General features: G+C 72.9%; 20 protein-coding genes. 6 read left to right on the forward strand and 14 right to left on the reverse strand.

Annotated elements, in window-relative coordinates; translation table 11 throughout:
- Window positions 1–217 precede the first annotated feature (217 nt).
- Window positions 218–385, forward strand: coding sequence for a hypothetical protein (locus HT134_RS44625; RefSeq protein ID WP_217707223.1), 168 nt, complete (start codon window positions 218–220; stop codon window positions 383–385).
- 186 nt (window positions 386–571) lie between these two features.
- Here the strand turns inward: HT134_RS44625 and hisF are convergent, their stop codons facing one another.
- Genes hisF through hisD form a run of 9 tightly spaced genes read right to left on the reverse strand, consistent with a single transcriptional unit; the run spans window position 572 to window position 6,595 of the window.
- Window positions 572–1,333 carry an imidazole glycerol phosphate synthase subunit HisF gene (gene hisF, locus HT134_RS06790; RefSeq protein WP_175599315.1) on the reverse strand — a complete coding sequence of 254 codons (762 nt, stop codon included), beginning with the start codon at window positions 1,331–1,333 and terminating at the stop codon, window positions 572–574.
- Complete coding sequence (locus tag HT134_RS06795; protein ID WP_175600189.1) at window positions 1,330–1,725, reverse strand: RidA family protein; 396 nt, start codon at window positions 1,723–1,725, stop codon at window positions 1,330–1,332. Before HT134_RS06795 ends, hisF begins: the two co-directional genes overlap by 4 nt.
- Before the next feature lie 27 nt (window positions 1,726–1,752).
- Window positions 1,753–2,475 (reverse strand): bifunctional 1-(5-phosphoribosyl)-5-((5-phosphoribosylamino)methylideneamino)imidazole-4-carboxamide isomerase/phosphoribosylanthranilate isomerase PriA, encoded by a 723-nt coding sequence (priA, locus tag HT134_RS06800; protein ID WP_175599316.1) that lies wholly within the window; start codon window positions 2,473–2,475, stop codon window positions 1,753–1,755.
- Entirely contained in the window at window positions 2,475–2,804 is a 330-nt protein-coding gene (locus tag HT134_RS06805) for a hypothetical protein (RefSeq protein ID WP_175599317.1), read from the reverse strand. The genes priA and HT134_RS06805 overlap by 1 nt, the downstream gene beginning before the upstream one ends.
- Window positions 2,805–2,837: 33 nt before the next feature.
- Entirely contained in the window at window positions 2,838–3,470 is a 633-nt protein-coding gene (gene hisH / locus HT134_RS06810) for an imidazole glycerol phosphate synthase subunit HisH (RefSeq protein WP_312888001.1), read from the reverse strand.
- Window positions 3,464–3,619 carry a CG2302 family histidine operon protein gene (locus HT134_RS06815; RefSeq protein ID WP_175599319.1) on the reverse strand — a complete coding sequence of 52 codons (156 nt, stop codon included), beginning with the start codon at window positions 3,617–3,619 and terminating at the stop codon, window positions 3,464–3,466. The genes hisH and HT134_RS06815 overlap by 7 nt, the downstream gene beginning before the upstream one ends.
- Complete coding sequence (hisB, locus tag HT134_RS06820; protein WP_175599320.1) at window positions 3,616–4,209, reverse strand: imidazoleglycerol-phosphate dehydratase HisB; 594 nt, start codon at window positions 4,207–4,209, stop codon at window positions 3,616–3,618. Before hisB ends, HT134_RS06815 begins: the two co-directional genes overlap by 4 nt.
- Window positions 4,206–5,291, reverse strand: coding sequence for a histidinol-phosphate transaminase (locus tag HT134_RS06825; RefSeq protein WP_175599321.1), 1,086 nt, complete (start codon window positions 5,289–5,291; stop codon window positions 4,206–4,208). The genes hisB and HT134_RS06825 overlap by 4 nt, the downstream gene beginning before the upstream one ends.
- The gene (gene hisD / locus HT134_RS06830; protein WP_175599322.1) at window positions 5,288–6,595 is read right to left on the reverse strand and encodes a histidinol dehydrogenase; all 1,308 of its coding nucleotides are present in this window, start codon (window positions 6,593–6,595) and stop codon (window positions 5,288–5,290) included. The genes HT134_RS06825 and hisD overlap by 4 nt, the downstream gene beginning before the upstream one ends.
- A gap of 145 nt (window positions 6,596–6,740) precedes the next feature.
- Between hisD and HT134_RS06835 the strand changes: the two genes are divergently transcribed.
- A complete protein-coding gene (locus HT134_RS06835) occupies window positions 6,741–7,220 on the forward strand; it encodes a nucleoside deaminase (protein WP_312888002.1) in 480 nt (159 codons plus the stop codon).
- 66 nt (window positions 7,221–7,286) lie between these two features.
- Complete coding sequence (gene ybaK, locus HT134_RS06840; protein WP_175599324.1) at window positions 7,287–7,778, forward strand: Cys-tRNA(Pro) deacylase; 492 nt, start codon at window positions 7,287–7,289, stop codon at window positions 7,776–7,778.
- A 148-nt stretch (window positions 7,779–7,926) separates the two neighbouring features.
- Here ybaK and HT134_RS06845 read toward each other — a convergent pair whose 3' ends face one another.
- Together HT134_RS06845 and murA are read right to left on the reverse strand one after the other, a co-directional pair.
- Window positions 7,927–10,341 (reverse strand): transglycosylase domain-containing protein, encoded by a 2,415-nt coding sequence (locus HT134_RS06845; RefSeq protein WP_312888003.1) that lies wholly within the window; start codon window positions 10,339–10,341, stop codon window positions 7,927–7,929.
- Window positions 10,342–10,411: 70 nt separating this feature from the next.
- Complete coding sequence (gene murA / locus HT134_RS06850) at window positions 10,412–11,722, reverse strand: UDP-N-acetylglucosamine 1-carboxyvinyltransferase (RefSeq protein ID WP_175599325.1); 1,311 nt, start codon at window positions 11,720–11,722, stop codon at window positions 10,412–10,414.
- A 76-nt stretch (window positions 11,723–11,798) separates the two neighbouring features.
- Here murA and HT134_RS06855 point away from each other — a divergent pair, with 76 nt between their 5' ends.
- Window positions 11,799–12,326 carry a hypothetical protein gene (locus HT134_RS06855; protein ID WP_175599326.1) on the forward strand — a complete coding sequence of 176 codons (528 nt, stop codon included), beginning with the start codon at window positions 11,799–11,801 and terminating at the stop codon, window positions 12,324–12,326.
- A gap of 18 nt (window positions 12,327–12,344) precedes the next feature.
- Here the strand turns inward: HT134_RS06855 and HT134_RS06860 are convergent, their stop codons facing one another.
- Entirely contained in the window at window positions 12,345–13,715 is a 1,371-nt protein-coding gene (locus HT134_RS06860) for an amidase (RefSeq protein ID WP_175599327.1), read from the reverse strand.
- 638 nt (window positions 13,716–14,353) lie between these two features.
- On the reverse strand, window positions 14,354–17,881 hold the full coding sequence (dnaE, locus tag HT134_RS06865) for a DNA polymerase III subunit alpha (protein ID WP_175599328.1): 3,528 nt from the start codon (window positions 17,879–17,881) through the stop codon (window positions 14,354–14,356).
- Window positions 17,882–18,098: 217 nt separating this feature from the next.
- Here dnaE and HT134_RS06870 point away from each other — a divergent pair, with 217 nt between their 5' ends.
- Complete coding sequence (locus tag HT134_RS06870; RefSeq protein WP_175599329.1) at window positions 18,099–19,160, forward strand: SGNH/GDSL hydrolase family protein; 1,062 nt, start codon at window positions 18,099–18,101, stop codon at window positions 19,158–19,160.
- A gap of 30 nt (window positions 19,161–19,190) precedes the next feature.
- On the opposite strand, the gene HT134_RS47560 is transcribed toward HT134_RS06870, so the two are convergent.
- A complete protein-coding gene (locus tag HT134_RS47560) occupies window positions 19,191–20,270 on the reverse strand; it encodes a chorismate mutase (RefSeq protein ID WP_175599330.1) in 1,080 nt (359 codons plus the stop codon).
- A gap of 284 nt (window positions 20,271–20,554) precedes the next feature.
- Between HT134_RS47560 and HT134_RS06880 the strand changes: the two genes are divergently transcribed.
- Entirely contained in the window at window positions 20,555–22,462 is a 1,908-nt protein-coding gene (locus HT134_RS06880) for a serine/threonine-protein kinase (RefSeq protein ID WP_175599331.1), read from the forward strand.
- Window positions 22,463–22,468 lie beyond the last annotated feature (6 nt).

The raw sequence follows: 22,468 nt of genomic DNA on the forward strand, positions 1-22,468 counted from the left end.
AATCGGGCGATCTGGTGGGCGTTCAGCACGCCGTGGTGCATGCGGCCGCACGGGTCCGCTCCGACGGCGCCGTGGCGGCTTCGGAGGGCGGCCTATGGGGGGTACCGGGTTTGTTTCGGTGATCTTCAGTCGGATTCTGACCCGCGCCGGACTCTCCGTCCAGATCCTTTGACAGATTTCATCAGAATTCGACACCGCCTGGAGAAAATCTCCACACTTGGTGGAGGGCATCGCACTGCACTCCTTCGAGGGCAAGATGCCTTTCACGCCGGAAACCCTGGCCAGGAGCGAGCAACTCGAGGCCGTGTACGGCCTGACGCTGACCTCGTCTTACAGGAGCTTCGCCCTTATCAGCTCCCCCTTGACAACCACGCAGATCTCTTGACGTCCCGGCATTGGCCGGGAGGCCCCGGCAAAGGGGGTGCGGGGGAGCTCGGCTCCCCCCCTGTCACAGCCCGAGCCTCATCGCGCGAAGCGCGCGCATGTGAGGACCGCGCTGTGAAGCCCCGCACAGCCCGAGCCGCACCGTTCCAAGCGCGATCATGCGAACACCGCGCTTCGAAGCCCTTGTCTAGCGCACCGGATAACCCGCCGTGCGGAGCGTCTCCTTCACGTCGGCGATCTTGAGGGTGCCGAAGTGGAACACCGACGCCGCCAGCACCGCGTCCGCGCCCGCCTCCACCGCCGGCGGGAAGTCCTCCAGCCGTCCGGCGCCGCCGCTGGCGATCACCGGGACGTGCACCACGGCCCGCACCGCGCGCAGCATCTCCAGGTCGTAACCCTCGCGCGTGCCGTCGCCGTCCATCGAGTTGAGCAGGATCTCGCCCACGCCCAGCTCCTCGCCGCGCGCCGCCCACTCCACCGCGTCGAGGCCCGTGCCGCGCCGCCCGCCGTGCGTGGTCACCTCGAACCCGCTCGGCGTGCCGGGCGCCCGGCGCGCGTCCACCGACAGCACCACGCACTGCGCGCCGAAACGCCGCGACGCCTCGGTCAGCAGTTCGGGACGGGCGATGGCCGCCGTGTTGAGCGAGACCTTGTCGGCCCCCGCCCGCAGCAGCCGGTCCACGTCGTCCACCGAGCGGATGCCGCCGCCCACGGTCAGCGGGATGAACACCTGCTCGGCGGTCCTGCGGACCACGTCCAGCATCGTGTCCCGCTCACCGGAGGAGGCGGTGATGTCGAGGAAGGTCAGCTCGTCGGCGCCCTCCGCGTCGTAGCGCCTGGCCAGCTCGACGGGGTCGCCCGCGTCGCGCAGGTTGGCGAAGTTGACGCCCTTGACCACCCGGCCGGCGTCGACGTCCAGGCAGGGGATCACCCTGACGGCCACGGTCATGCGCGCATCGCCTCAATCTCGATCTCGACCAGCATGCGCGGGTCCACCAGGCCGGCGACCCGCACGCCCGTGCAGGCGGGACGGACCTCGCCGAACACCTCCCCGATGGCCCGGCCGACCAGGTCGAAGTGACGCTGGTCCACCACGTAGTAGCGCACCATCACCACGTCCTCCTTGGTCAGGCCGGCCAGCTCCACGGCGCCGAGCGCGATGCCCATCGCCGTGAGGCTCTGCCGGTAGGCGTCGCCGACATGCCGGACCTCGCCGTCGATCGTGGCGGTGCAGCCCGACACGATGACCCGGTCCCCTATCACGACAGCGCGGGAGTAGCCGTACCGCTCCTCCCACACGCCGCCGGAGAACACCCGCGAACCGGTGCTCTCCATACTCATGCTGCTCACCACGGCCCCTCCTACCCTCTAACCGCGAACAGCGACCAGGGCGCTCTCGAGCGTGAACGCCTGGGCGTACAGGGCCCTGCCGACAATGGCGCCCTCGACGCCGTCCGGCACGAGCCGCGACAGCGCCACCAGGTCGTCCAGCGAGGACACTCCCCCGCTGGCCACGACCGGCTTGTCGGTGCGGGCACACACCTGGCGCAGCAGGTCGAGGTTGGGACCGCGCAGCGTGCCGTCCTTGGTGACGTCGGTGACGACGTAGCGGGGGCAGCCGTCGGCCTCCAGCCGCTCCAGCACCTCCCACAGGTCACCGCCCTCCTCGGTCCAGCCGCGCGCCGCCAGCGTGGTGCCGCGCACGTCCAGACCGACCGCGATCTTGTCGCCGTGTTCGGCGATGATCCTGCGGCACCACTCGGGGTTCTCCAGGGCGGCCGTGCCGATGTTCACGCGGCGGCACCCGGTGGCCAGCGCGGCGGCCAGCGACTCGTCGTCGCGGATGCCGCCGGACAGCTCCACGTTCACGTCCAGCCGGCCGATCATGTCGGTGATCAGCGCACGGTTGGAGCCCCGGCCGAACGCGGCGTCGAGGTCGACCAGATGGATCCACTCCGCCCCCGCCTCCTGCCAGGCCAGCGCGGCGGCCAGCGGCTCGCCGTAGCCGGTCTCGGTCCCGGCCTCACCCTGGACCAGGCGTACGGCCTGGCCGTCCGCGACGTCCACAGCGGGAAGGAGTACGAGCGACATCAGATCCTCCGGTCGAAGGCAAGGGTCATCACAACAGGGACGAGCAGCAGGGACAGGACCAGGACGCCGAAGCTGACGGCGAGGGAGGCCCACACCAGCCATACCATCACCTGGACGAGCGCGAACGCGAGTGCCACGACGGCGTTCTGCGCACGGCGGCGACGGGCGCGCAGGCCGCCCTGCCGGGCGAAGCGCACGGGGCGGGGCGTGAGACGGGCCACCACGGCCCGCCGGCGGGCGGCACGCGCCTGACGCTCCTCGTTGCGCGAGGCGGCGCGCTCCCGCGCCGCCTCACGCTCCGCGCGACGCCGCGCCCGCTCCTTACTCACGGCAGCGGGACGCCGCGGCGGCGCGGCCGCCGCTCACAGGACGCCGAGCCAGTTGGTCAGCAGCGCGGCGCCCGCGTCGCCGGACTTCTCCGGATGGAACTGCGTCGCCATGAGCGGGCCGTTCTCGGCCGCGGCCACGAACGGCACCCCGTGCTCGGCCCACGTCACCAGCGGCTCGGCGAACCCGGGGCCCGGCCGCAGCTCCCACTCCCGCACGCCGTAGGAGTGCACGAAGTAGAACCGCGTGTCGGCGTCCAGCCCCCGGAACAGCACGCTGCCCTCGGGCGCCTTGACCGTGTTCCACCCCATGTGCGGCAGCACCGGGGCCTCCAGCCGCTCGACCGTGCCCGGCCACTCGCCGCAGCCCTCGGTCTCCACCCCGTGCTCGACGCCCTTGGCGAACAGGATCTGCATGCCCACGCAGATGCCCAGCACCGGCCGCCCGCCGGCCAGGCGGCGGCCGACGACCTGCTCGCCGCGCACCCCGCGCAGGCCCGCCATGCACGCCGCGAACGCCCCCACACCGGGCACCACGAGCCCGTCGGCCTCCATGGCCGCGTCCAGGTCGGACGTCACGGTCACGTCGGCGCCGACCCGGGCCAGCGCGCGCTCGGCCGAACGCAGGTTGCCCGACCCGTAGTCGAGCACCACCACGCGCTTCACCACCACATCACCCCTGCCGTGATCGCCAGCGCCGCGCCGACCGCGCAGATGGCGGCGCCCGCCTTGAGCCCCTGCTTGACCAGCGAGACCACCCCACCGACCAGGAACAGGCCGATGAACATCATCGCGATCGACAGCGTGTTGTCACTCATAGGACGCCCTTGGTACTCGGCACCCCGCTCGCCCGCGGGTCGAGCTCCGACGCCTCCCGCAGCGCCCTGGCCAGGGCCTTGAACTGGGCCTCGACGATGTGGTGGGCGTTGCGCCCGTACGGGACGTGCACGTGCAGGCAGATCGCCGCCTGCGCGACCAGCGACTCCAGGATGTGCCGGGTCATCGTCGTGTCGTACTCGGGGCCGATCATCGGCGCCATGCCCTCGGGCTCGGAGTGCACGAGGTACGGACGGCCGGACAGATCGACCGTGACCTGCGCCAGCGACTCGTCCAGCGGGCACGACGCACTGCCGAAACGCCGGATGCCCGACTTGTCGCCCAACGCCTCGCGGAACGCCGCACCCAGCGCCAGCGCCGTGTCCTCGATCGTGTGGTGCGCGTCGATGTGCAGGTCACCCTCGGTCTTGACCGTCAGGTCGAACAGCCCGTGCTTGCCCAGCTGCGCCAGCATGTGGTCGAAGAACCCCACGCCGGTCGCCACGTCCACCCGCCCGGTGCCGTCGAGACCCACCTCGACCAGGACCGACGTCTCCTTCGTCACACGCTCCACGCGGCCGACCCGACTCACAGAACCCCCTCCATCGCGGCGCGGAACGCCGCCATCTCCTCGCCGGTGCCGATCGACACGCGCAGCCACTCGGGCGGCCCCACCTCACGGATGAGCACGCCCCTCTCCAGCAGGCCCTCCCAGACCGCACGGCGCTCCGGGAACCGGCCGAACAGTACGAAATTCGCGTCGGAGTCGGCGACCGTCAACCCCTTGCCGCGCAGCCACTCGACCGTCGCGTCACGCTCGCGCCGCAGCGCGTCCACCGTGCCCAGCAGCTCCACGCGGTGCCGCAGCGCCACACGCGCCGCCGCCTGCGTCAGCGTCGACAGGTGGTACGGCAGGCGCACCAGCAGCAGCGCCTCGATCACCGCCGGGTGCGCCGCGAGGTAGCCCAGCCGGGTGCCGGCCATCGCGAACGCCTTCGACATCGTCCGCGTCACGATCAGCCGCGGGTGCGACGGCAGCAGGCTCAGCGCCGACGGCGTGCCCTCCCGCGCGAACTCCGCGTACGCCTCGTCCACCACCACCATGCCCGGAGCCGCCTCCAGCACCCGCGCGATCGTCTCCAGCGGCAACGCCGTGCCGGTCGGATTGTTCGGCGAGGTCAGGAACACGATGTCCGGCCGGTGCTCCTCCACCGCGGCCGCCGCCTTGGCCGGGTCGAGCGAGAAGTCGTCCTCCCGCACGCCCCCGATCCACTCGGTGCTCGTGCCCGTCGTGATGATCGGGTGCATCGAGTACGACGGCTCGAACCCCAGCGCCGAACGGCCGTAACCGCCGAACGCCTGCAGGATCTGCTGGAGCACCTCGTTGGAGCCGTTGGCCGCCCACACCCGGCTCGCGTCGAGCCCGTGCCCCAGATAGGCCGCCAGGTCGGCGCGCAGCGCCGACGCGTCGCGGTCGGGGTAGCGGTTGAGCTCACCCGCGCCCCGCCGCACCTCCTCGGCCAGCTCGGCGACCAGCTCCGGGGAGGGCGGATAGGGGTTCTCGTTGGTGTTCAGCCGCACCGGCACGTCGATCTGGGGCGCGCCGTACGGCGTCCGGCCCCGCAGGTCGTCGCGGATCGGCAAATCGTCCAAGGTCAGCTCACCCGGGGTCATGACGGGACCCGCCAGTCGAAGCGGGCCCGCACGGCCGCCCCGTGCGCCGGCAGGTCCTCGGCGTCGGCCAGCACCGACACGTGCGCGGCGGCCTCGGCCAGCGCCTCACGGGTGTAGTCGATCACATGGATGCCGCGCAGGAACGTCTGCACCGACAGGCCGCTGGAGTGGCAGGCGCAGCCGCTGGTCGGCAGCACGTGGTTGGACCCGGCCAGGTAGTCGCCCAGCGAGACCGGCGCGTACGTGCCCACGAAGATCGCGCCCGCGTTGCGGATCCGGGCCGCCACCGCGGCCGCGTCGGCCGTGTGGATCTCCAGGTGTTCGGCCGCGTAGGCGTTGACCACCTCCACGCCCTCGTCCAGGCCGTCCACCAGCACGATCCCGGACTGCCGGCCGCGCAGCGCCTCGGCGATCCGCTCGGAGTGCTTGGTCGCCTCCACCTGGGCCGGCAGCTCCTTCTCCACCGCCTCGGCCAGCTCGACGCTGTCGGTCACCAGCACCGCCGCGGCGATCACGTCGTGCTCGGCCTGGCTGATCAGGTCGGCCGCCACGTGCACCGGGTCGGCCGTCTCGTCGGCCAGGATCGCGATCTCCGTCGGCCCCGCCTCGGAGTCGATGCCGATGAGGCCCTTGAGCAGCCGCTTGGCCGCCGTCACCCAGATGTTGCCAGGACCGGTCACCATGGTGACCGCCGGGCACTCCTCCGTGCCGTAGGCGAACATGGCCACCGCCTGGGCGCCGCCCACCGCGTACACCTCGTCCACGCCCAGCAGCTCGCACGCCGCCAGGATCGTCGGGTGCGGCAGCCCGCCGAACTCCTTCTGCGCCGGGCTCGTCACCGCCAGCGACGCCACCCCCGCCTCCTGGGCCGGGACGACGTTCATCACCACGCTGGACGGGTAGACCGCGCGCCCGCCCGGCACGTACAGGCCCACCCGGTCGACCGGCACCCACCGCTCGGTGACCGTGCCGCCCGGCACCACCTGCGTCGTCACGTCGGCGCGGCGCTGGTCGCGGTGGACCAGCCGGGCGCGCCGGATCGACTCCTCCAGCGCCGCGCGCACCTCGGGCCGCAGCCCGGCCAGCGCCTCGCGCAGCGCCTCGCGCGGAACCCGCGCCCGCTCGATCTCCACCCCGTCGAACCTGGCGGTCAGCTCCCGCACCGCCGCGGCCCCATGATGGCGGACCGCCTCGCAGATGGGCCGCACCTTGTCCAGGGCGGCCTCGACGTCGAGTTCGGCGCGGGGCAGCACGTCGCGCAGGTCCCCCGGCAGGGAACCGCGCAAGTCGATACGGGAAATCACCCTCCCAGTCTACGGAGTCCGACCAGTGGGTCCTGTTCGGTCCACCATGCGGACACCTGGATCCCGTCAAGCCTGGCGACCGCCGATACGATGGCCCGGCGATCGGGCGGACCCGCGGATCGGGCGTGAACGGGAGGTGGCCGTCGTGGTGCGTGAGGAAGAGCTGCGGCATCTGCGCCGCTGTGTGGAACTGGCCGCCGAGGCCCTGTCCGTGGGTGACGAGCCGTTCGGCTCCGTGCTGGTGTCCGGCGAGGGGAAGGTCCTGGCCGAGGACCACAACCGGGTGGCCGGGGGCGACCACACGAGGCATCCGGAGTTCGAGCTGGCGCGCTGGTCGGCCGCCCACCTGACGCCCGGGGAGCGAGCCGCCGCGACCGTCTACACCTCCGGCGAGCACTGCCCCATGTGCGCCGCCGCGCACGGGTGGGTCGGGCTCGGCCGCATCGTCTACGTCGCCTCCTCGGCGCAGCTCGTGAGCTGGCTGGCCGAGCTCGGCGTGCCGGAGCCCCCGGTGCGTCCGCTGCCGGTCTCCGAGGTCGCGCCGCGCGTCGTCGTGGAGGGCCCCGTGCCGGGGCTCGACGAGGAGGTACGCGAGCTGCACCGCCGTTTCCACCGCGGCGCCTGAGACCGGGCGCCCTCACGGCCGGGCGCCTTTACAAAGTAGATTCCGAGATCGTCCGGAGGTCGAGACGTGGGCAAGGCGAAGGCGCCGGGGGGCACCCCGGCCACGGTGGCGCTGACCAAGGCCAAGGCCGACTTCACGCTGCACCCGTACGACCACGACCCCGCCGCCCAGGCGTACGGCGAGGAGGCCGCCGACGCCCTCGGCGTGCCGTACGAGCGGATCTTCAAGACGCTCGTGGCCGAGACCGAGAGCGGGCTCGCGGTGGCGGTCGTGCCGGTGGCGGGCCGGCTCGACCTCAAGGCGCTGGCCTCGGCCCTGGGCGGCAAGCGCGCCGCCATGGCGGAGGCGGCGAAGGTGGAGCGGGTGACCGGCTACGTCGTGGGCGGCATCAGCCCGCTCGGGCAGCGCAAGCAGTTGCCCACGGTGGTCGACGCGTCGGCGCTGGAGTTCGAGACGATCTACTTCTCGGCGGGCCGGCGCGGGCTCCAGATCGAGACCGCGCCCGCCAACCTCGTCGCGCTCACGCGCGCGGTGACCTCCCCCATCGCCAAACGCTGAGCCCCGGCCCCGCCACCCCGAAGTCCCAAGCCCCGCCGCCCTGAAGTCCCGGGCCCCGCCGCCCTGAAGTCCCGGGCCCCGCCGCCCTGCGGCCCCGGACGGGACAGACCCCGCCGACCTGTGGTCCCGGGCGGGACCGTCCCGGGCCCTACCGTCCCGTAGTCCCGGGCGGGACCGCCCGCGGCAGGGCCGCTCCCGGTACGGCGGCCCGTGGCACGCCGGCGCGCGGTGCGGCGGCCCGCGGTGCCGCGGCGCCCGCAGCGCCCGTCCCCGGCACGACGGCGCCCGGCACGACGGCACCCGGCACCGCGGCACCAGGCACGGCCGTGCCCTGGCCCATCGGCGCCACCCCCGTCCGCCCCGAGGAGCGCGGGCGGCGGTCTCCCGGCGTGCCCAGCACGTCGGCGCCGGGCGGCCACAGCTGGTGCCCGTGGCGGCGCGCCCACCGCAGCCACTGCCGCTGCCTGCGCAGCATCGCCCGGATCTGCTCGGCCTCCTCGGCCTCCTTCAGCCCCGGCGTGAAGCCGCCGCCGAAGCGGGACATGTCGGCGGGGTGGAAGTCGCCCGCCGGGACGTCGCGCAGCGCCGCCTCCATCGAGTCCACCCAGATCGGCCCCGGCAGCGACGCCCCCTGGACCGACCCGTAGTACTCGCCGCCGATCTGCACCCCGCGCAGCGGATACCGGTAGGAGCCCCGGATGTCGCCCACGCTGACCGCCGCCGCGAGCTCCGGCGTGTAGCCGGCGAACCAGGCCGAGGTGTAGCCGTTGTTGGTGCCCGTCTTGCCGGCGGCGGGCCGGCCGATGCCCTGCCCGGTCATCGTGCCCTTGTCGAAGACGCCCTGCAGCACGTGGTTGACGGCGTCGGCGACCTTGCGGTCCAGCGCCTGCTGGCAGGTGGGCCGCACGTGGGCGGTCCGGCCGTCGCGGCCGGTGATGTCCACGATGGCCAGCGGCCGGCAGTACCGGCCGCGCGCCGCGAACCCCGCGAACGCCGCCGCCACCGTCACCGGGTCCATCTCGTTGACGCCCAGCGTGAACGTCGGCACCTCGCGCAGCGGCCGGCCGTCGGCGCGGGCGATGCCGAGCGACCTCGCGGTCCGCACCACGTTGCACAGGCCGACCTTGCGCTCCAGCATCATGTAGAAGATGTTCACCGACTTCCACGTGCCGGTGGACAGGCTGTACGGGCCGCCCTCGCCCTCCCCGCTGGCGTTGTGTACCCGCACGCTGGGCGCGTTGACGGCCCGGCCGCGGCAGTCGCGGTAGCCCTGCGACGGCACGAGCACGCCGGGGGTCTGGAAGCCCTGGTCGAAGCGCCAGCCCTGCTGCAGCGCCGTCGCCAGCGTGAACGCCTTGAACGTGGACCCCGCCTGGAGCCCCATCCCGCCGCCGTGGGCCATGTCGGCCACCAGGTTGAACGTCGTCCGCGTCCCGTTCTTGCGGTCGCCGGGGTTGCGGCCGAAGTCCTTGCTGGCCGCCATCGCCCGGATGCGTCCCGTGCCCGGCTCGACCATGGCCTCGGCGGCCACCTGGGTGTCGCGGGCGTCGACCCGGGCGCGGATGGCCCGCTCGGCGGCCCGCTGCGCCACCGGGTCCAGCGCGGTCTTGATCACCAGTCCGCCGGTGGCGAGCCGGGCCCGCCGCTCGCGCGCGGTGGCGCCGAACGCCTCGTTGGTGAGCAGCTCGCGCTGCACGTACACGCAGTAGTACGGGTACCTGCTCTGGGCGCACCCGCCGGGCTCGGGCCGCAGCTGGATGCCGAGCGGGCTGCGCTTGGCGGCGGCGGCCTCCCGCGCGTCCACCAGGCGCAGCTCGGCCATCCGGTCCAGCACCAGGTCGCGCCGCTCCTTCAGCCGCGCCCGCTGCGCCGGGCCGATCGACGGGTCCGTCGAGTACGGCATGCGCACGGCGCCGGCCAGCGTGGCCGCCTGCGGCAGTGTGAGGTCGGCGGCCGTGGTGGAGAAGAAGCGCCGGGCCGCCGCCTCCACGCCGTGCGCGCCCGCGCCGAAGTAGGCGATGTTGAGGTACCGCTCCAGGATCTCGTCCTTGCTGTACTTCTTCTCCATCGCGAGGGCCAGGCGCAGCTCGGTGATCTTACGGGCGAGGTTGGGGGCGCGCGCCCGGTCGCGCTCCGCCTCGGTGCGGGCGCTCTCGACCAGGATGTTCTTGACGAGCTGCTGGGTGAGCGAGGAGCCGCCCTGCCGGATGCCGCCGGCCGAGGTGTTGGTGAGCAGCGCCCGGAGCGTGCCGCGCACGTCCATGCCGCCGTGCTCGTAGAAGCGGGCGTCCTCGATGGCGACGATGGCCTGCCGCATGACGGGCGCCACCCGGGTGAGCGGGATCGCCCGCCGGTTGGCCTGGTAGAACTGGGCGAACGGCTTGCCGTTGCGGTCGAGCAGCCGCGTCACCTCCGACAGCGGCTCCTCGCGCGGCGCCGGCGGGAGCTGGCTGAAGGTGTGCGCGACGTTCTTGGCGGCGAGCCCGGCGCCGCTGACGACGGGCGCGGCCATCGAGGCGGCCAGCACCCCGCAGAGCGCTCCCACGAGCCCCAGGGCGCTCACACATCGCAACACTCTCACGCAGTCGGTCTGCGGCGCCGCGATCCCCGGCAAACCCGGGGATCCGACACCTTTACTCTTCCCGGCGGATGTTCAGACCCAGGGACACGAACTGCTCGAACGGCTTGTGGTATCCGCGCACGATGTGGTGGACGCCGCGCAGCGTGGACGTCCCGTCGGCCACCGCGGCGGCCAGCACCGCGGAGAAGCCCGCGCGGATGTCGGGCAGCGTCACGTCGGCGCCCTTGAGCCTGGACACGCCGCGCACCACGGCCGAGTGCCGGGCGTTGGTGTCGTGGTAGCGGCAGGCGGGCCCGCCCAGGCACTGGTCGAACACCTCGATCTCGCAGCCCATCCGCTGCAGCGCCGGCACGTACACCAGGCGGTTCTCGAAGACCGTCTCGTGCAGCACCGACATGCCGTTGCTCTGGGTGAACAGCACCATGAGCGGCGTCTGCCAGTCGGTCATGAAACCGGGGTGGGTGTCGGTCTGGACGGCCGCCGAGCGCAGCCCCTCGGGCGGCGCGGTGGCGCACAGGTACTCGTCGTTGATGTCGAAGCGGGCGCCCATCCGGGCCAGCGTGGTGATCGCGGTGACCAGGCGGTCCTGCGGGCAGCCGTGCACCCGCACCTCTCCCCCGGTGATCAGGCCGGCGGCCAGGTACGAGAACGCCTCGATGCGGTCGCCGGCCAGCCAGATCGACGCGCCGCGCAGCCGCTCGACGCCCTCGATGACGATCCGGCGGTCGGGCGAGAGCTCGATCCTGGCCCCCATGCGCTGCAGGAACAGCGCCAGCTCGACCACCTCGGGCTCCATGGCGGCGTTCTTCACCACGGTCTTGCCCTCGGCCAGCACGGCCGACATGAGGATCGTCTCGGTCGCGCCGACGCTCGGGTACGGCAGCTCCAGCCGGGCGCCGCGCAGCCGGGTGGCCTTGGCGAAGATCCCGCCGTCGCCCACCTCGACCTCGGCGCCCATCGCGCGCAGCGCCTCGACGTGGAAGTTGACCGGCCGCCGCCCGATCGGGTCGCCGCCGACCAGCGGCACGAACGCCTCGCCGGCCAGGTGCAGCAGGGGGCCGAGCATGAGGATCGGGATCCGGTTCAGGCCGGTGAACGCGTCGGGCACGCGCGGCCGGATCTCCGCGCCCCGCTCGACGCGGATCTCCTTCTCCGTGATCTCCACGTGGATGCCGAGGGACTCCAGCATGGCCGCGGTGATGCCGACCTCGCCCACCTCCGGGGCGTTCTGGATCGTGCTCTCGGTGCCGCCGAGCATGGCGGCGACCATGTGCTTGGAGACCGCGTTCTTGGAGCCGCGCACCTCGACGTCCCCGCGCAGCGGGCCGGAGGGATCGATCAGCCAGACCTCATCGTGATTCACGAAGCGAGCCTAACCGGGAGATACCATCGACCTGTTCCGGTGAGCCGGTTCAGTGGCGCATGTGGGAGGGAATCGCGTGGCGAGGCAAGTGCGGGCGTTCGCGGTCACCGTCCTCGCCGTCGCCGCCCTCGCCGTGCTCGCCGGGCTGCTGTGGTCCGCGCTCGCTCCCCGCGCGCCGTACCAGGTGACGGGGCAGGGGCCGGTGCTGGCCGACCCGACCACGCAGGCGCTGATCGCCGCGGACGGCTGGTTCGCGGTGATCACCGGCGGGCTGGGCGTGGCCTGCGGGGCCGCCGGCTGGTTCCTCAGCCGCCACGACCGGCTGCCGGTGCTGCTGGGCCTGTGCGCGGGCGGAGCGGTAGCGGCGTTCGTCACGTTGTGGGTGGGTTCGACGTTCACGCTGGGGGCGGTGACCGTCGAGGCCGCCGCCACGCCGGGCGCGAAGGTGGTGGCGGGCTCGCTGCAGCTGACCGCCCGCGGTGTGCTGGTGGCCTGGCCGCTGTGCGCGGTGGCGGTCTTCGGGCTGATGGAGGGCATGCACGGCTACCGTGAGTCGCCGCTGCGGACGCCATACGGGGTGGGGGACCCGCCTGGGCTCGGCTGAGCCTCACCGGCCGGGACCTCACAGGGGCGGGCGGCGCAGGCCGTGACCCGTGGCGCTCTCGAACGCGGCGGCCACCCGCAGCACCTTGGCGTCGGCGAACGGCCGCCCCACGATCTGCACGCCCACCGGCAGCCCCTCGCCGGTGAACCCGGCCGGGACCGACGCGGCCGGCGCGTGCAGGACGCTGATCCAGTACGCCGAGCGCATCCAGGCCAGGTAGTCGGGCATGGGCACGCCGTCGATCTCCTTGACGTACGGCTCCTCGACCGGGAACGGCGGCACCTGGCTGACCGGCGCGATCAGCACGTCGTAGATGTCGAAGAAGGCGGCCATGCGCTGGTAGAGGCCGCTGCGCAGCCGCTCGGCGCGGGCCAGGTCGGCGCCGGTGATCTCGCGGCCCCGCTCGACGTTCCAGCGGGTGTTGGGGCCGAGGCCGGTCAGGTCGCCGAACGCGAGGGCGTAGTACCAGGCCCGGTAGACGCGGAAGGCGTCCTCGGCGTCGGACAGGTCCAGCTCCACCTGCTCCACCCGCGCCCCGAGCCGCTCGAACACGGCGGGAGCGCCCGCCGTGACCGCCGCCGTCGCCGGGTCCACGGGCAGACCCCCCAGGTCGGGGCTCCAGGCCACCCGCAGCCCGGCGACGCCCTCCTCCGGGTCGGGGGCGAAGTCCTCCGTGATCGCGAACGGCGAGCGGGGGTCGAACCCGGCGATGGCCGACATCATCAGCGTCACGTCGCCGACCGTGCGCGCCATCGGGCCCTGGACCGACAGGGTGTACCAGGCGGCGGTGTCGGACGGTTCGGGCACCCGACCGGGGGTGGGGCGCAGGCCGACGACGTTGCAGAAGGAGGCGGGGTTGCGCAGGGAGCCGCCCATGTCGGAGCCGTCGGCGAGCGGCACCATGCCTGCGGCCAGCGCCGCCGCCGCGCCGCCGCTGCTGCCTCCCGCCGAGCGGGACAGGTCGTACGGGTTGCGGGTCGCGCCGAACACCTCGTTGACCGTGTGGGAGCCGGTGCCGAACTCGGGGGTGTTGGTCTTGCCCACGCTGATCGCGCCGGCGCGCCTGAGCCGCCGCACGATCAGGTCGTCGGCGTCGGGCACGTGCCGGGCGTACTGGGGCGATCCGTACGTGGTGCGGATGCCGGCCGTGTCGACCAGGTCCTTGTGCGCCACGGGCACGCCGTGCAGCGGCCCGGCCGGCTCCGTCGCGTCGGCCGCCTTCGCGGCGTCCATGGCCTGCTCGGCGGCCAGGGTGACGACGGCGTTGACCCGCGGGTTGACCTGCTCGATCCGGTCGAGGCACACCTGGAGCAGCTCGACGGCGCTCACCTGCCGGGTGCGCACCAGGCGGGCCATCTCGGCGGCGGTGAGGTAGTACGGTTCGCTCACCCTCCGATCCTGCCCCACCGTGACGCCGCGCACCACGTCCAGCCTCCCCGCCGCCCCACCCCAGCCGGCCGAGTCCCCCGCCTCCCGGACGCCCCCGCCTCCCGGACGTCCCCGCCTCCTGCGCTCCCCGTCCGAGGCAGAGACCCGGCTCGTCGGCGCTCCGCTTCCTCGCCCAGCGCGTGCGCCCGCGAGGCGCCTCCCCACGGCGGACTCCCCCAGGACGTGCCCCTGGGCGGCCACCGCCCGGTGCCCCGAGAGGCTCGAGTCCTACGCGGCGCCCCGAGAAGGCACCCCCAAGAAGCCCCCTCCGGGGCGCCCCGAGACAGCGCCCCCTGCGGAGAGCTTGCCGTCCGCGGGCGCCCGAGCAAGCCTCCCGGAGGAGCAACGAGCCCTCCCCTGCGACCCGAGAAGGCGTCCGTGACGAGCAGCACCCTCCTCATGCGACCCGAGAAGGCGCCTCCGACCAGGGGCGGCCCCTCCCCGGCCGACCCGAGAAGGCGCCTCCGGCCAGGAGCGGGCCCTCCCCGGACGGCCCGAGAAGGCGTCCGTGACGAGGGACGCCTCGCCCACGGGCGGCCCCGCGAAGGGTGGGCCGTCCGTGCTCGACCGCATCCGCCGGCGAGCGGCCGTCGCCCGGTTCAGCCGCCGAGGCAGGCCGGCCCGAGGAGCTGCTTGAGGTCACCCATCAGGGCCGGCGACGGCGTCACCCGCAGCCGGTCCTCGACCCGCATGACCGTGGTCCTCGGCCCGTTGTGGACCTGGAGGTGCACCTCGGACGTGCCGGGATGGGTGGTGAGGATCTCCTTCAGCCGTCCCACCACCGGAGGCGTGCACCGGTTGAGCGGCAGGCTCACCAGCAGTGGTCCGCCCGCCTCCTGGGTGAGGTCGGGCGCGGTCACCTCCATCGCGATGATCTTGGCGACGTCCTCGCGCTTGTCGATGCGGCCCTTGACGAAGACGATCGCGTCCTCGGCCAGGATCGTGGAGCAGAGCTGGTAGGCCGACGGGAAGACCATCACCTCGATCGAGCCTTCGAGGTCCTCCAGCTGGGTCAGCACCCAGGTGTCGCCCTTCTTGGTGATCTTTCGCTGCACGCCGCTGAGGATGCCGCCCACGGTGACGATCTGCCCGTCGGACCGGCTCTCGTCCTGCAGGGCGGCGATGGTGCAGTCGGCGCCGGAGGCGAGGATGTGCTCCACGCCGAACAGCGGATGGTCCGACACGTACAGGCCGAGCATCTCCCGCTCGAACTGCAGCAGCGTGTTCTTGTCCCACTCGCCGACCGGGATCTGCACGTCGAACGTCTGGTCCTCGCCGCCGTCGATCGCGCCGAACAGGGAGTCCTGGCCGATGGCCTCGTTCTTCTTGATGTCGATGATCGCGTCCACGGCCTGCTCGTGCACCATGACCAGGCCCTTGCGCACGTGCCCCAGCGAGTCGAACGCGCCCGCCTTGATCAGCGACTCGATCACCCGCTTGTTGCAGACGATCGCCGGCACCTTGCGCAGGAAGTCCTTGAAGTCGGCGAAGCGGCCCTTCGCCTTGCGCGCCGCGATGATGCCGTCGACGACGTTGCCGCCGACGTTGCGCACCGCCGACAGGCCGAAGCGGATGTCGGTGCCGCGCGGGGTGAAGTCGAAGTCGGAGTCGTTGACGTCCGGCGGGAACACCTTGATGCCCATGCGGCGGCACTCGTTGAGGTAGAGGGCCGACTTGTCCTTGTCGTCCTTGACGCTGGTCAGCAGGGCGGCCATGTAGGCGGCCGGGTAGTTGGCCTTCAGGTAGGCGGTCCAGTAGGCGACGAGGCCGTAACCGGCGGTGTGCGCCTTGTTGAAGGCGTAGTCGGAGAACGGCAGCAGGATGTCCCACAGGGCCTTGATGGCGGCGGCGGAGAAGCCGTTGTCCTTCATGCCCTTCTCGAAGAACTCGTACTGCTTGTCCAGCTCCGACTTCTTCTTCTTGCCCATCGCGCGGCGCAGCAGGTCGGCGCCGCCCAGCGAGTAGCCGGCGACCCGCTGCGCGATGGCCATGACCTGCTCCTGGTAGACGATCAGGCCGTAGGTCGTGTCGAGGATGTCCTTGAGCGGCTCCTCCAGCTCCGGATGGATCGGGACGATCTCCTGGAGGCCGTTCTTGCGCAGCGCGTAGTTGGTGTGGGAGTTGGCGCCCATCGGGCCGGGACGGTAGAGCGCGAGGGCGGCGGAGATGTCCTCGAAGTTGTCGGGACGCATCAGGCGCATCAGCGAGCGCATGCCGCCGCCGTCGAGCTGGAAGATGCCCAGCGTGTCGCCGCGGGCCAGCAGCTCGTACGTCTTCGGGTCGTCGAGCGGCAGGTCGAGCAGCTCGATCTGCTCGCCGGTGGTGGCCTCGATGGCCTTGAGGCAGTCATCGATGATCGTGAGGTTGCGCAGGCCCAGGAAGTCCATCTTCAGCAGGCCGAGCGTCTCGCAGGTCGGGTAGTCGAACTGCGTGATGATCGCGCCGTCGGAGTCGCGGCGCATGATCGGGATGTAGTCGGTCAGCACCTCCGACGACATGATGACGCCGGCGGCGTGCACGCCGGTCTGCCTGATCAGGCCCTCCAGGCCCTTGCCGAGGTCCATCGTCGCCTTGACGTCGACGTCCTCCTCGTAGAGGCGGCGCAGCTCCCCCGCTTCGGCGTAGCGCGGGTGGTCCTTGTCGAAGATGCCCGCCAGCGGGATGTCCTTGCCCATGACGGCGGGCGGGAAGGCCTTGGAGACCCGGTCGCCGAGGGCGTAGGGGTAGCCGAGGACGCGGCCGGCGTCCTTGATGGCGGCCTTCGCCTTGATGGTGCCGAACGTGGCGATCATGGCGACCTTGTCGGCGCCCCACTTCTCGGTCACGTAGCGGATCACGTCGGCGCGGCGACGCTCGTCGAAGTCGATGTCGACGTCGGGCATGGAGACGCGCTCGGGGTTGAGGAACCGCTCGAAGATCAGGCCGTGCGGGATCGGGTCGAGGTCGGTGATGCCCAGCGCGTAGGCCACCAGGGAGCCGGCCGCCGAGCCTCGGCCGGGGCCGACGCGGATGCCGTTGTTCTTGGCCCACATGATGAAGTCGGCGACCACGAGGAAGTAGCTCGGGAAGCCCATCTGGATGATGACGCCGAGCTCGTTCTCCGCCCAGGCGCGGTGCTCCTCGTCCACGCCGCCGGGGAAACGGCGCTCCAGGCCCTTCCAGACCTCCTGCCGGAAGTACTCCTCCTCCGTCATGCCGTCGGGGACGGGGAAGGTCGGCATGAGGTTCTTGTGCTGGAAGAACCCGGTCGGATCGACCTTCTCCGCCACCAGCAGCGTGTTGCGGCAGCCCTCGGCCCACAGGTCGGAGGAGTCGACCGCGCGCATCTCGTCGGCGCTCTTGATGTAGTAGCCCGTGCCGTCGAAGCGGAACCGGTCGGGGTCGGACAGCTGCTTGCCCGTCTGGATGCAGAGGAGGGCGTCGTGGGAGGCGGCGTCGGACTCGTAGGTGTAGTGGGAGTCGTTGGTGACCAGCGGCGGGATCGACAGCTCCCTGCTGATCCTGGTCAGCCCGTCGCGGACGCGGCGCTCGATCTCGAGGCCGTGGTCCATGATCTCCAGGAAGTAGTTGTCCCGGCCGAAGATCTCCTGGTACTTCGCCGCGGCCTTCAGGGCCTCGTCGTACTGGCCGAGCCGCAGCCGCGTCTGCACCTCGCCCGAGGGGCAGCCGGTGGTCGCCATCAGCCCCTCGGCGTGCTGGGCGAGGATCTCGGCGTCCATGCGCGGCCACTTGCGGACGAAGCCCTCGGTGTAGGCGCGCGAGGACAGCCGCATCAGGTTGTGCAGGCCGGTCTTGTCGCGGGCCCAGATCGTCATGTGCGTGTAGTAGCCGCCCGCGGAGACGTCGTCCTTCTTCTGGTGCGGCTCGCCCCACAGGACCGGCTTCTTGTTGTGGCGCAGCTCCGGCGAGACGTACGCCTCGATGCCGATGATCGGCTTGACGCCCGCGCCGGTCGCCTGCTTGTAGAAGTCGTAGGCGCCGTGCATGTTGCCGTGGTCGGTGATCGCGATCGCCGGCATGCCCAGCTCGCCGACCTGTTTGAACATCTGCTTCAACCGTGCGGCACCGTCGAGCATGGAGTACTCGGTGTGCACGTGCAGATGGACGAACGAGTCGCTGGACGACATGGAGCGACGCCTCCCGGTCTGATGGTTTGCGCTCCGACTTTAGTGCTCCCCACCGACAGTCCGCCTACCCTCCCGCCAGCCTTCCGTTCGGGGGCGTGCCGCGCGGCGCGGCGCCGGTTACGCTGCTCGTGCGGTCCGGCGGATCGGGCGTTCCGGCCGCCGCGGGGGCTTTCGGGAGGCAAGGCTGGAAAGGCGCGGGATCGTCGGCATCGTTCCCATGGTGACGGCCGCCCTGCTGGGCGTGCTCGTCGCCGTCGCGGGGCTTCCTCTCGGGTGGTACGGCGGGCTGGCGTGCGCGGCGCTCCAGACCGGCTGTCCGGCCACGGCGCCGCCCGCGGGGAGTCTTCCCCGGGTGACCCGGCTGACGGCCGTCCAGGCCGCGCTGAGCGGCTCGTACGCGGGACTGGGCGACTCGTACTCCTCCGGCGAGGGCGTGTACGCCCCGGCCGGGCAGGACGGCGAGGACGGCGGCGGGACCGGCGGGAAGCCCGACCCGGGGCGGTTGCCGGCCGGGGAGGGCGCGGCCCCCTGCCACCGGGCGCGGGGCTCGTACGTGCCGCTGGTGGCGGGCGCCCACCGTTTCGGCGGCGGCGCGGGCTTCTGGGCGTGCAGCGGCGCCACCACCGGCCAGCTCCTGCGCGGCCAGCACGGCCAGCGCCCCCAGGTGGCCCGGGTGGACCGCTCGACCAGCCTGGTGACGGTCACCATCGGCGGCAACGACGCCGGGTTCGCCCGCGTGCTGACCGCCTGCATCGTCAAGCTGCCCTGGTCGTCGGCGTGCGTGGACCAGGACGCCGAGGTGGCGCGGCGCGTCGACGGGCTGCGGTCGAGCCTGCACGGCGTGCTGCGGGAGCTGCGCTCGCGCGCCCCGCAGGCCCGGATCGTCGTGCTCGGCTACCCGAGGCCGTTCCCGGCCCGCCCCGCCGACCGCGTGGACAACCTCGGCGTCGAGGACCAGCTCTGGCTCAACCGCGTCACCCGGCGGCTCAACGACGTCATGCGGGAGGTGGCGACGGGCTTCGACCGGGCGGTCGCGGCGTTCGGCGGGCCGGGGAGCGTGGAGTTCGTGGACGCCTACGACGCGTTCGACGGCCACGAGGCGGGCACGGCTCAGCCGTACCTGAACCGGCTCATCGTGCACGTCAAGGAGCTGAGCGTGGACAGCCGCAGCTTCCACCCGACGGGCGCCGGCTACCGGCGCCTCGCGGAGCTGGTCGACCGCCAGATCGTCACGGGGCCGGGGCGCCCGCTGAACAACGTCGTCCTCTCCCGGCCGTGAGCGGCGCCTAGCCGGCCCGGTGCTGCGGCGTCACGCGCGGCGGCGTTCCTCGGCCAGGTGGAGGCCCGCCTCGATGACCGCGTTCATGACGGGCGCCAGGCGCTCCTCGCCCAGCGTGGGGGCGCGGCGGGCCATGCGCGCGACCAGCGACCGCTCGCGCTCCATGTCGCGGCCCGCGAACCCGCCGACCGGCTTGAGCGTCTGCACGACGCCCGCCAGCGCGGCGCGCCGCTCCAGGAGCGTCGCCAGGGCCGCGTCGACCCGGTCGATCGCCTCACGGCACTCCGGCAGCGTGGCGGGCGTCTCGGGCCGCAGCAGCGCCCCCACGAGCGTCACGGCCTCCCGCGCCGCCCGCAGCTCCGCCGGGTCCACGACCTCCATCCGGTACGCGCCGTCGCCGCCGTGTCCATGCGCGTGGTCGCCCCCGTGCCCGTGCGTGTCGTCGCGGCCATGCCCGTACGCGTCGTCGCCGCCAAGCCCGTGCGCGTCGCCGCCGCCGGCCCCGTGCGCCCCCTGGGCCGCCGGGAGCCCGCCCAGGACGAGGCCGTCGGCGCCCGCCGCGACCGCGGCGGCCGACAGCTCGGGCCGTCCTGTGACGTCGGCCACCACCGGGCGGCCCGACGCCTCCCGGGCCGCCCGCAGCAGCCCCAGGTCGAGCCGGCCGGTCTCGCACAGGATCACCTCACCGCCACCCTCCAGCGCGCAGTAGTCGGCCAGCCCCAGCCACTCCTCCAGGGACGCCGACGGCCGCCGTTCCACCACCACGGGCAGGCCCAGGGTCGCGGCGGCCCGCACCAGCGGGATGTCGCGCGTCCAGGACGCGCCGATCACCACGCCGTCGGCCCGCGCCGCGACGGCGGGCAGGTCGCCGGCGTCCGCGGGCTCCACGAGCGGCACCCTCCCGGCCGGCCGGTGCTCCCGGCCGGCGCCCAGGCGTCCCGTGCGGCCCGTGTCGGCCTCCCGGGGCGGCCACCCGTCCGCGCGGGCGTCGTGCGGGCCCGCGGCCGGGCGGGCGCGCAGGCTGATCCGGCCCGCGATCACCACCGCGGGTCCCGCGCCCACGCGCGCCCCGCCCAGCGTGACCACGCGGCGTTCCAAGGTCGATGACATCTCGGCTCCTCATCCAGGGCCGGCTCGCCGGAGCCGGCGAAACGAAAAAGGCAGAGACGAGGCGTCTCTGCCGGTGCCGACTCCAGGTGGTCGCTAGCTCACGACCGGCTCTCCCGGAGCCGGCTCGGTAAACGCGTGGCGACAAGTCATGTCCGAAACCCTACACCCGCCCTCCACCTGCTGGACTGTGCTTCTCACATGGCGGACTGTCCTTCAGGCGAGTCGCCGTTGATCCCTCGCTATGGGAGTATTTCTTGGCCTAGAGGGAGGGTTTGAGGCCGTTGATGTCGGATCGCAAACGGGACGGACGCCGCATCGCCGGCCGCTACCAGCTGCAGGAACCCATCGGCAAGGGTGGCATGGGCATCGTGTGGCGGGCCTATGACGAGCTCCTCGACCGTGAGGTCGCGGTCAAGGAGGTCCGCTACGCCGCCGCGCTGGGCGACGAGGTGCAGCTCCTCAACCGGCGCACGATGCGCGAGGCGAGGGCGGCGGCCAGGTTCGAGCACCCCAACGTGATCGTCGTGCACGACGTGATCGAGGAGGACGACCGGCCCTGGATCGTCATGCAGCTCGTCCCGTCGCGCTCGCTGGGCGCGGTCATCAAGCAGGACGGGCCGCTGAAGCCGCGCCGGGTCGCCGAGATCGGCCTGGCCGTGCTGGAGGCGCTGCACCGGGCGCACGAGGCGGGCGTGCTGCACCGCGACGTCAAGCCCGAGAACGTGCTGCTCGCCGACGACGGCCGGGTGGTGCTGACCGACTTCGGCATCGCCACGCTGGAGACCGAGACGCAGCTCACGGTGACCGGCCTGGCCGGCACCCCGGCGTTCATCGCGCCCGAGCGGCTCAAGGGCCTGCCGGCGCGGCGCGAGTCCGACCTGTGGTCGCTCGGCGCGACGCTCTACACGGCCCTGGAGGGCCGCTCGCCGCACGAGCGCGGCATGGCGCTGGCCACCATGCACGCCGTCCTCACCGACCCGCCGGACCCCGCGCCGCACGCGGGCCCGCTGGCCGAGGTGATCGACCTGCTGCTCGCCAAGGAGCCGATCCAGCGGCCCTCGTACGAGGAGACGGCGCGGATGCTGCGCCAGGTCATCACGCCGCCGGTGCTGCAGCAGCCGCCCGCCCCCGCCCCCACGGCGCAGCTGCCGGCGGCGACCGCGCAGCTGCCCGCCCAGCCGCCCGCCGAGGCCGGGACGCGGCCCCGCCGCCGCTTCGGCCGCCAGGCGCCGCCGCCGGTCCGGCCGGCGGCGCCCGTCGAGGACGACACGCCGACCGACCCCAACCTGCTCGCCCCCGAGCCGGCGGCCCCCGCGCCCCGCGCCTCCGGGTTAGGAGGCGCGAAGGGCTCCGGCCACGAGCCGGCCCTGCCCGAGACCGGCGTGCGCATCACCGCGGCCGGCCCCGAGCCGGAGCAGGCGGACGAGGCCACGGTCGGCTCCTCGCGGTCCGAGCCGGGCCGCCGCATGGGCCCGGTCGTCGCCGCGGCCGCCGCCGTGGCGCTGGTCGCCGGCGTGGGCGGCTACCTGGGCCTGAACTCGGCCCCCGACGACCGCCCGGAGAAGACGGCCAGCGCCTCGGCCACGGGGCCCGCCGCGTCCGCGAAGGGCTCCACCGCGGCGTCGCCGTCCGCGTCGGCCCCGGCGTCCCCTTCGGCCTCGCAGCCCGCGTCCCCGTCGGCGACGCCCACCCCCACCGCCTCGCCGGCACCCACCGAGGACAAGACGCCCGATCCGGCCGACGCTCTGCCCAAGGGCTGGAAGATGTACAAGGACAAGAAGTGGGGCTTCTCCGTCGGCCTGCCCAAGGGCTGGGACGTCTGGGACCGCCGGGGACGGCAGGTCCTGTTCAAGGGGCCGGGCGGGGCTCCCAACGCGTACCTCATGATCGAGACGGCGAAGAAGGCGGGCGGGGACCCCTACAAGGACTGGAAGAAGCAGGAGCCCTCCCTCAAGAACAACTTCGGCGGCTACCACAAGCTCGGCATCAAGAAGGTCGACTACCAGAAGGCCGCGGCCGACTGGGACTTCACGTGGAACACCAACACGGGCCCGACCCGGGTCCGCAACCGTGGCTTCGTCACCGAGAACGGGAAGGCGTACGCCATCTACTGGCACACGCTGAAGGACCACTGGGAGGACGACTACCACTTCTTCGAGGGCTTCTGCGCCACCTTCAAGCCCGCGAAGTAGGCTGCG

It is taken from the genome of Nonomuraea rhodomycinica (assembly GCF_013363995.1).
Lineage (GTDB): Bacteria > Actinomycetota > Actinomycetes > Streptosporangiales > Streptosporangiaceae > Nonomuraea > Nonomuraea rhodomycinica.

What these genes read in the sequence shown, in the direction of transcription:
- HT134_RS47560 (WP_175599330.1), bottom strand. Translation starts at nt 20,270, where the DNA reads ATGTCATCGACCTTGGAACGCCGCGTGGTCACGCTGGGCGGGGCGCGC.
- hisF (WP_175599315.1), bottom strand. Translation starts at nt 1,333, where the DNA reads ATGACCGTGGCCGTCAGGGTGATCCCCTGCCTGGACGTCGACGCCGGC.
- HT134_RS06825 (WP_175599321.1), bottom strand. Translation starts at nt 5,291, where the DNA reads ATGACCCCGGGTGAGCTGACCTTGGACGATTTGCCGATCCGCGACGAC.
- dnaE (WP_175599328.1), bottom strand. Translation starts at nt 17,881, where the DNA reads ATGTCGTCCAGCGACTCGTTCGTCCATCTGCACGTGCACACCGAGTAC.
- HT134_RS06815 (WP_175599319.1), bottom strand. Translation starts at nt 3,619, where the DNA reads ATGAGTGACAACACGCTGTCGATCGCGATGATGTTCATCGGCCTGTTC.
- HT134_RS06870 (WP_175599329.1), top strand. Translation starts at nt 18,099, where the DNA reads ATGGTGACGGCCGCCCTGCTGGGCGTGCTCGTCGCCGTCGCGGGGCTT.
- HT134_RS06795 (WP_175600189.1), bottom strand. Translation starts at nt 1,725, where the DNA reads ATGAGTATGGAGAGCACCGGTTCGCGGGTGTTCTCCGGCGGCGTGTGG.
- priA (WP_175599316.1), bottom strand. Translation starts at nt 2,475, where the DNA reads ATGTCGCTCGTACTCCTTCCCGCTGTGGACGTCGCGGACGGCCAGGCC.
- HT134_RS06880 (WP_175599331.1), top strand. Translation starts at nt 20,555, where the DNA reads ATGTCGGATCGCAAACGGGACGGACGCCGCATCGCCGGCCGCTACCAG.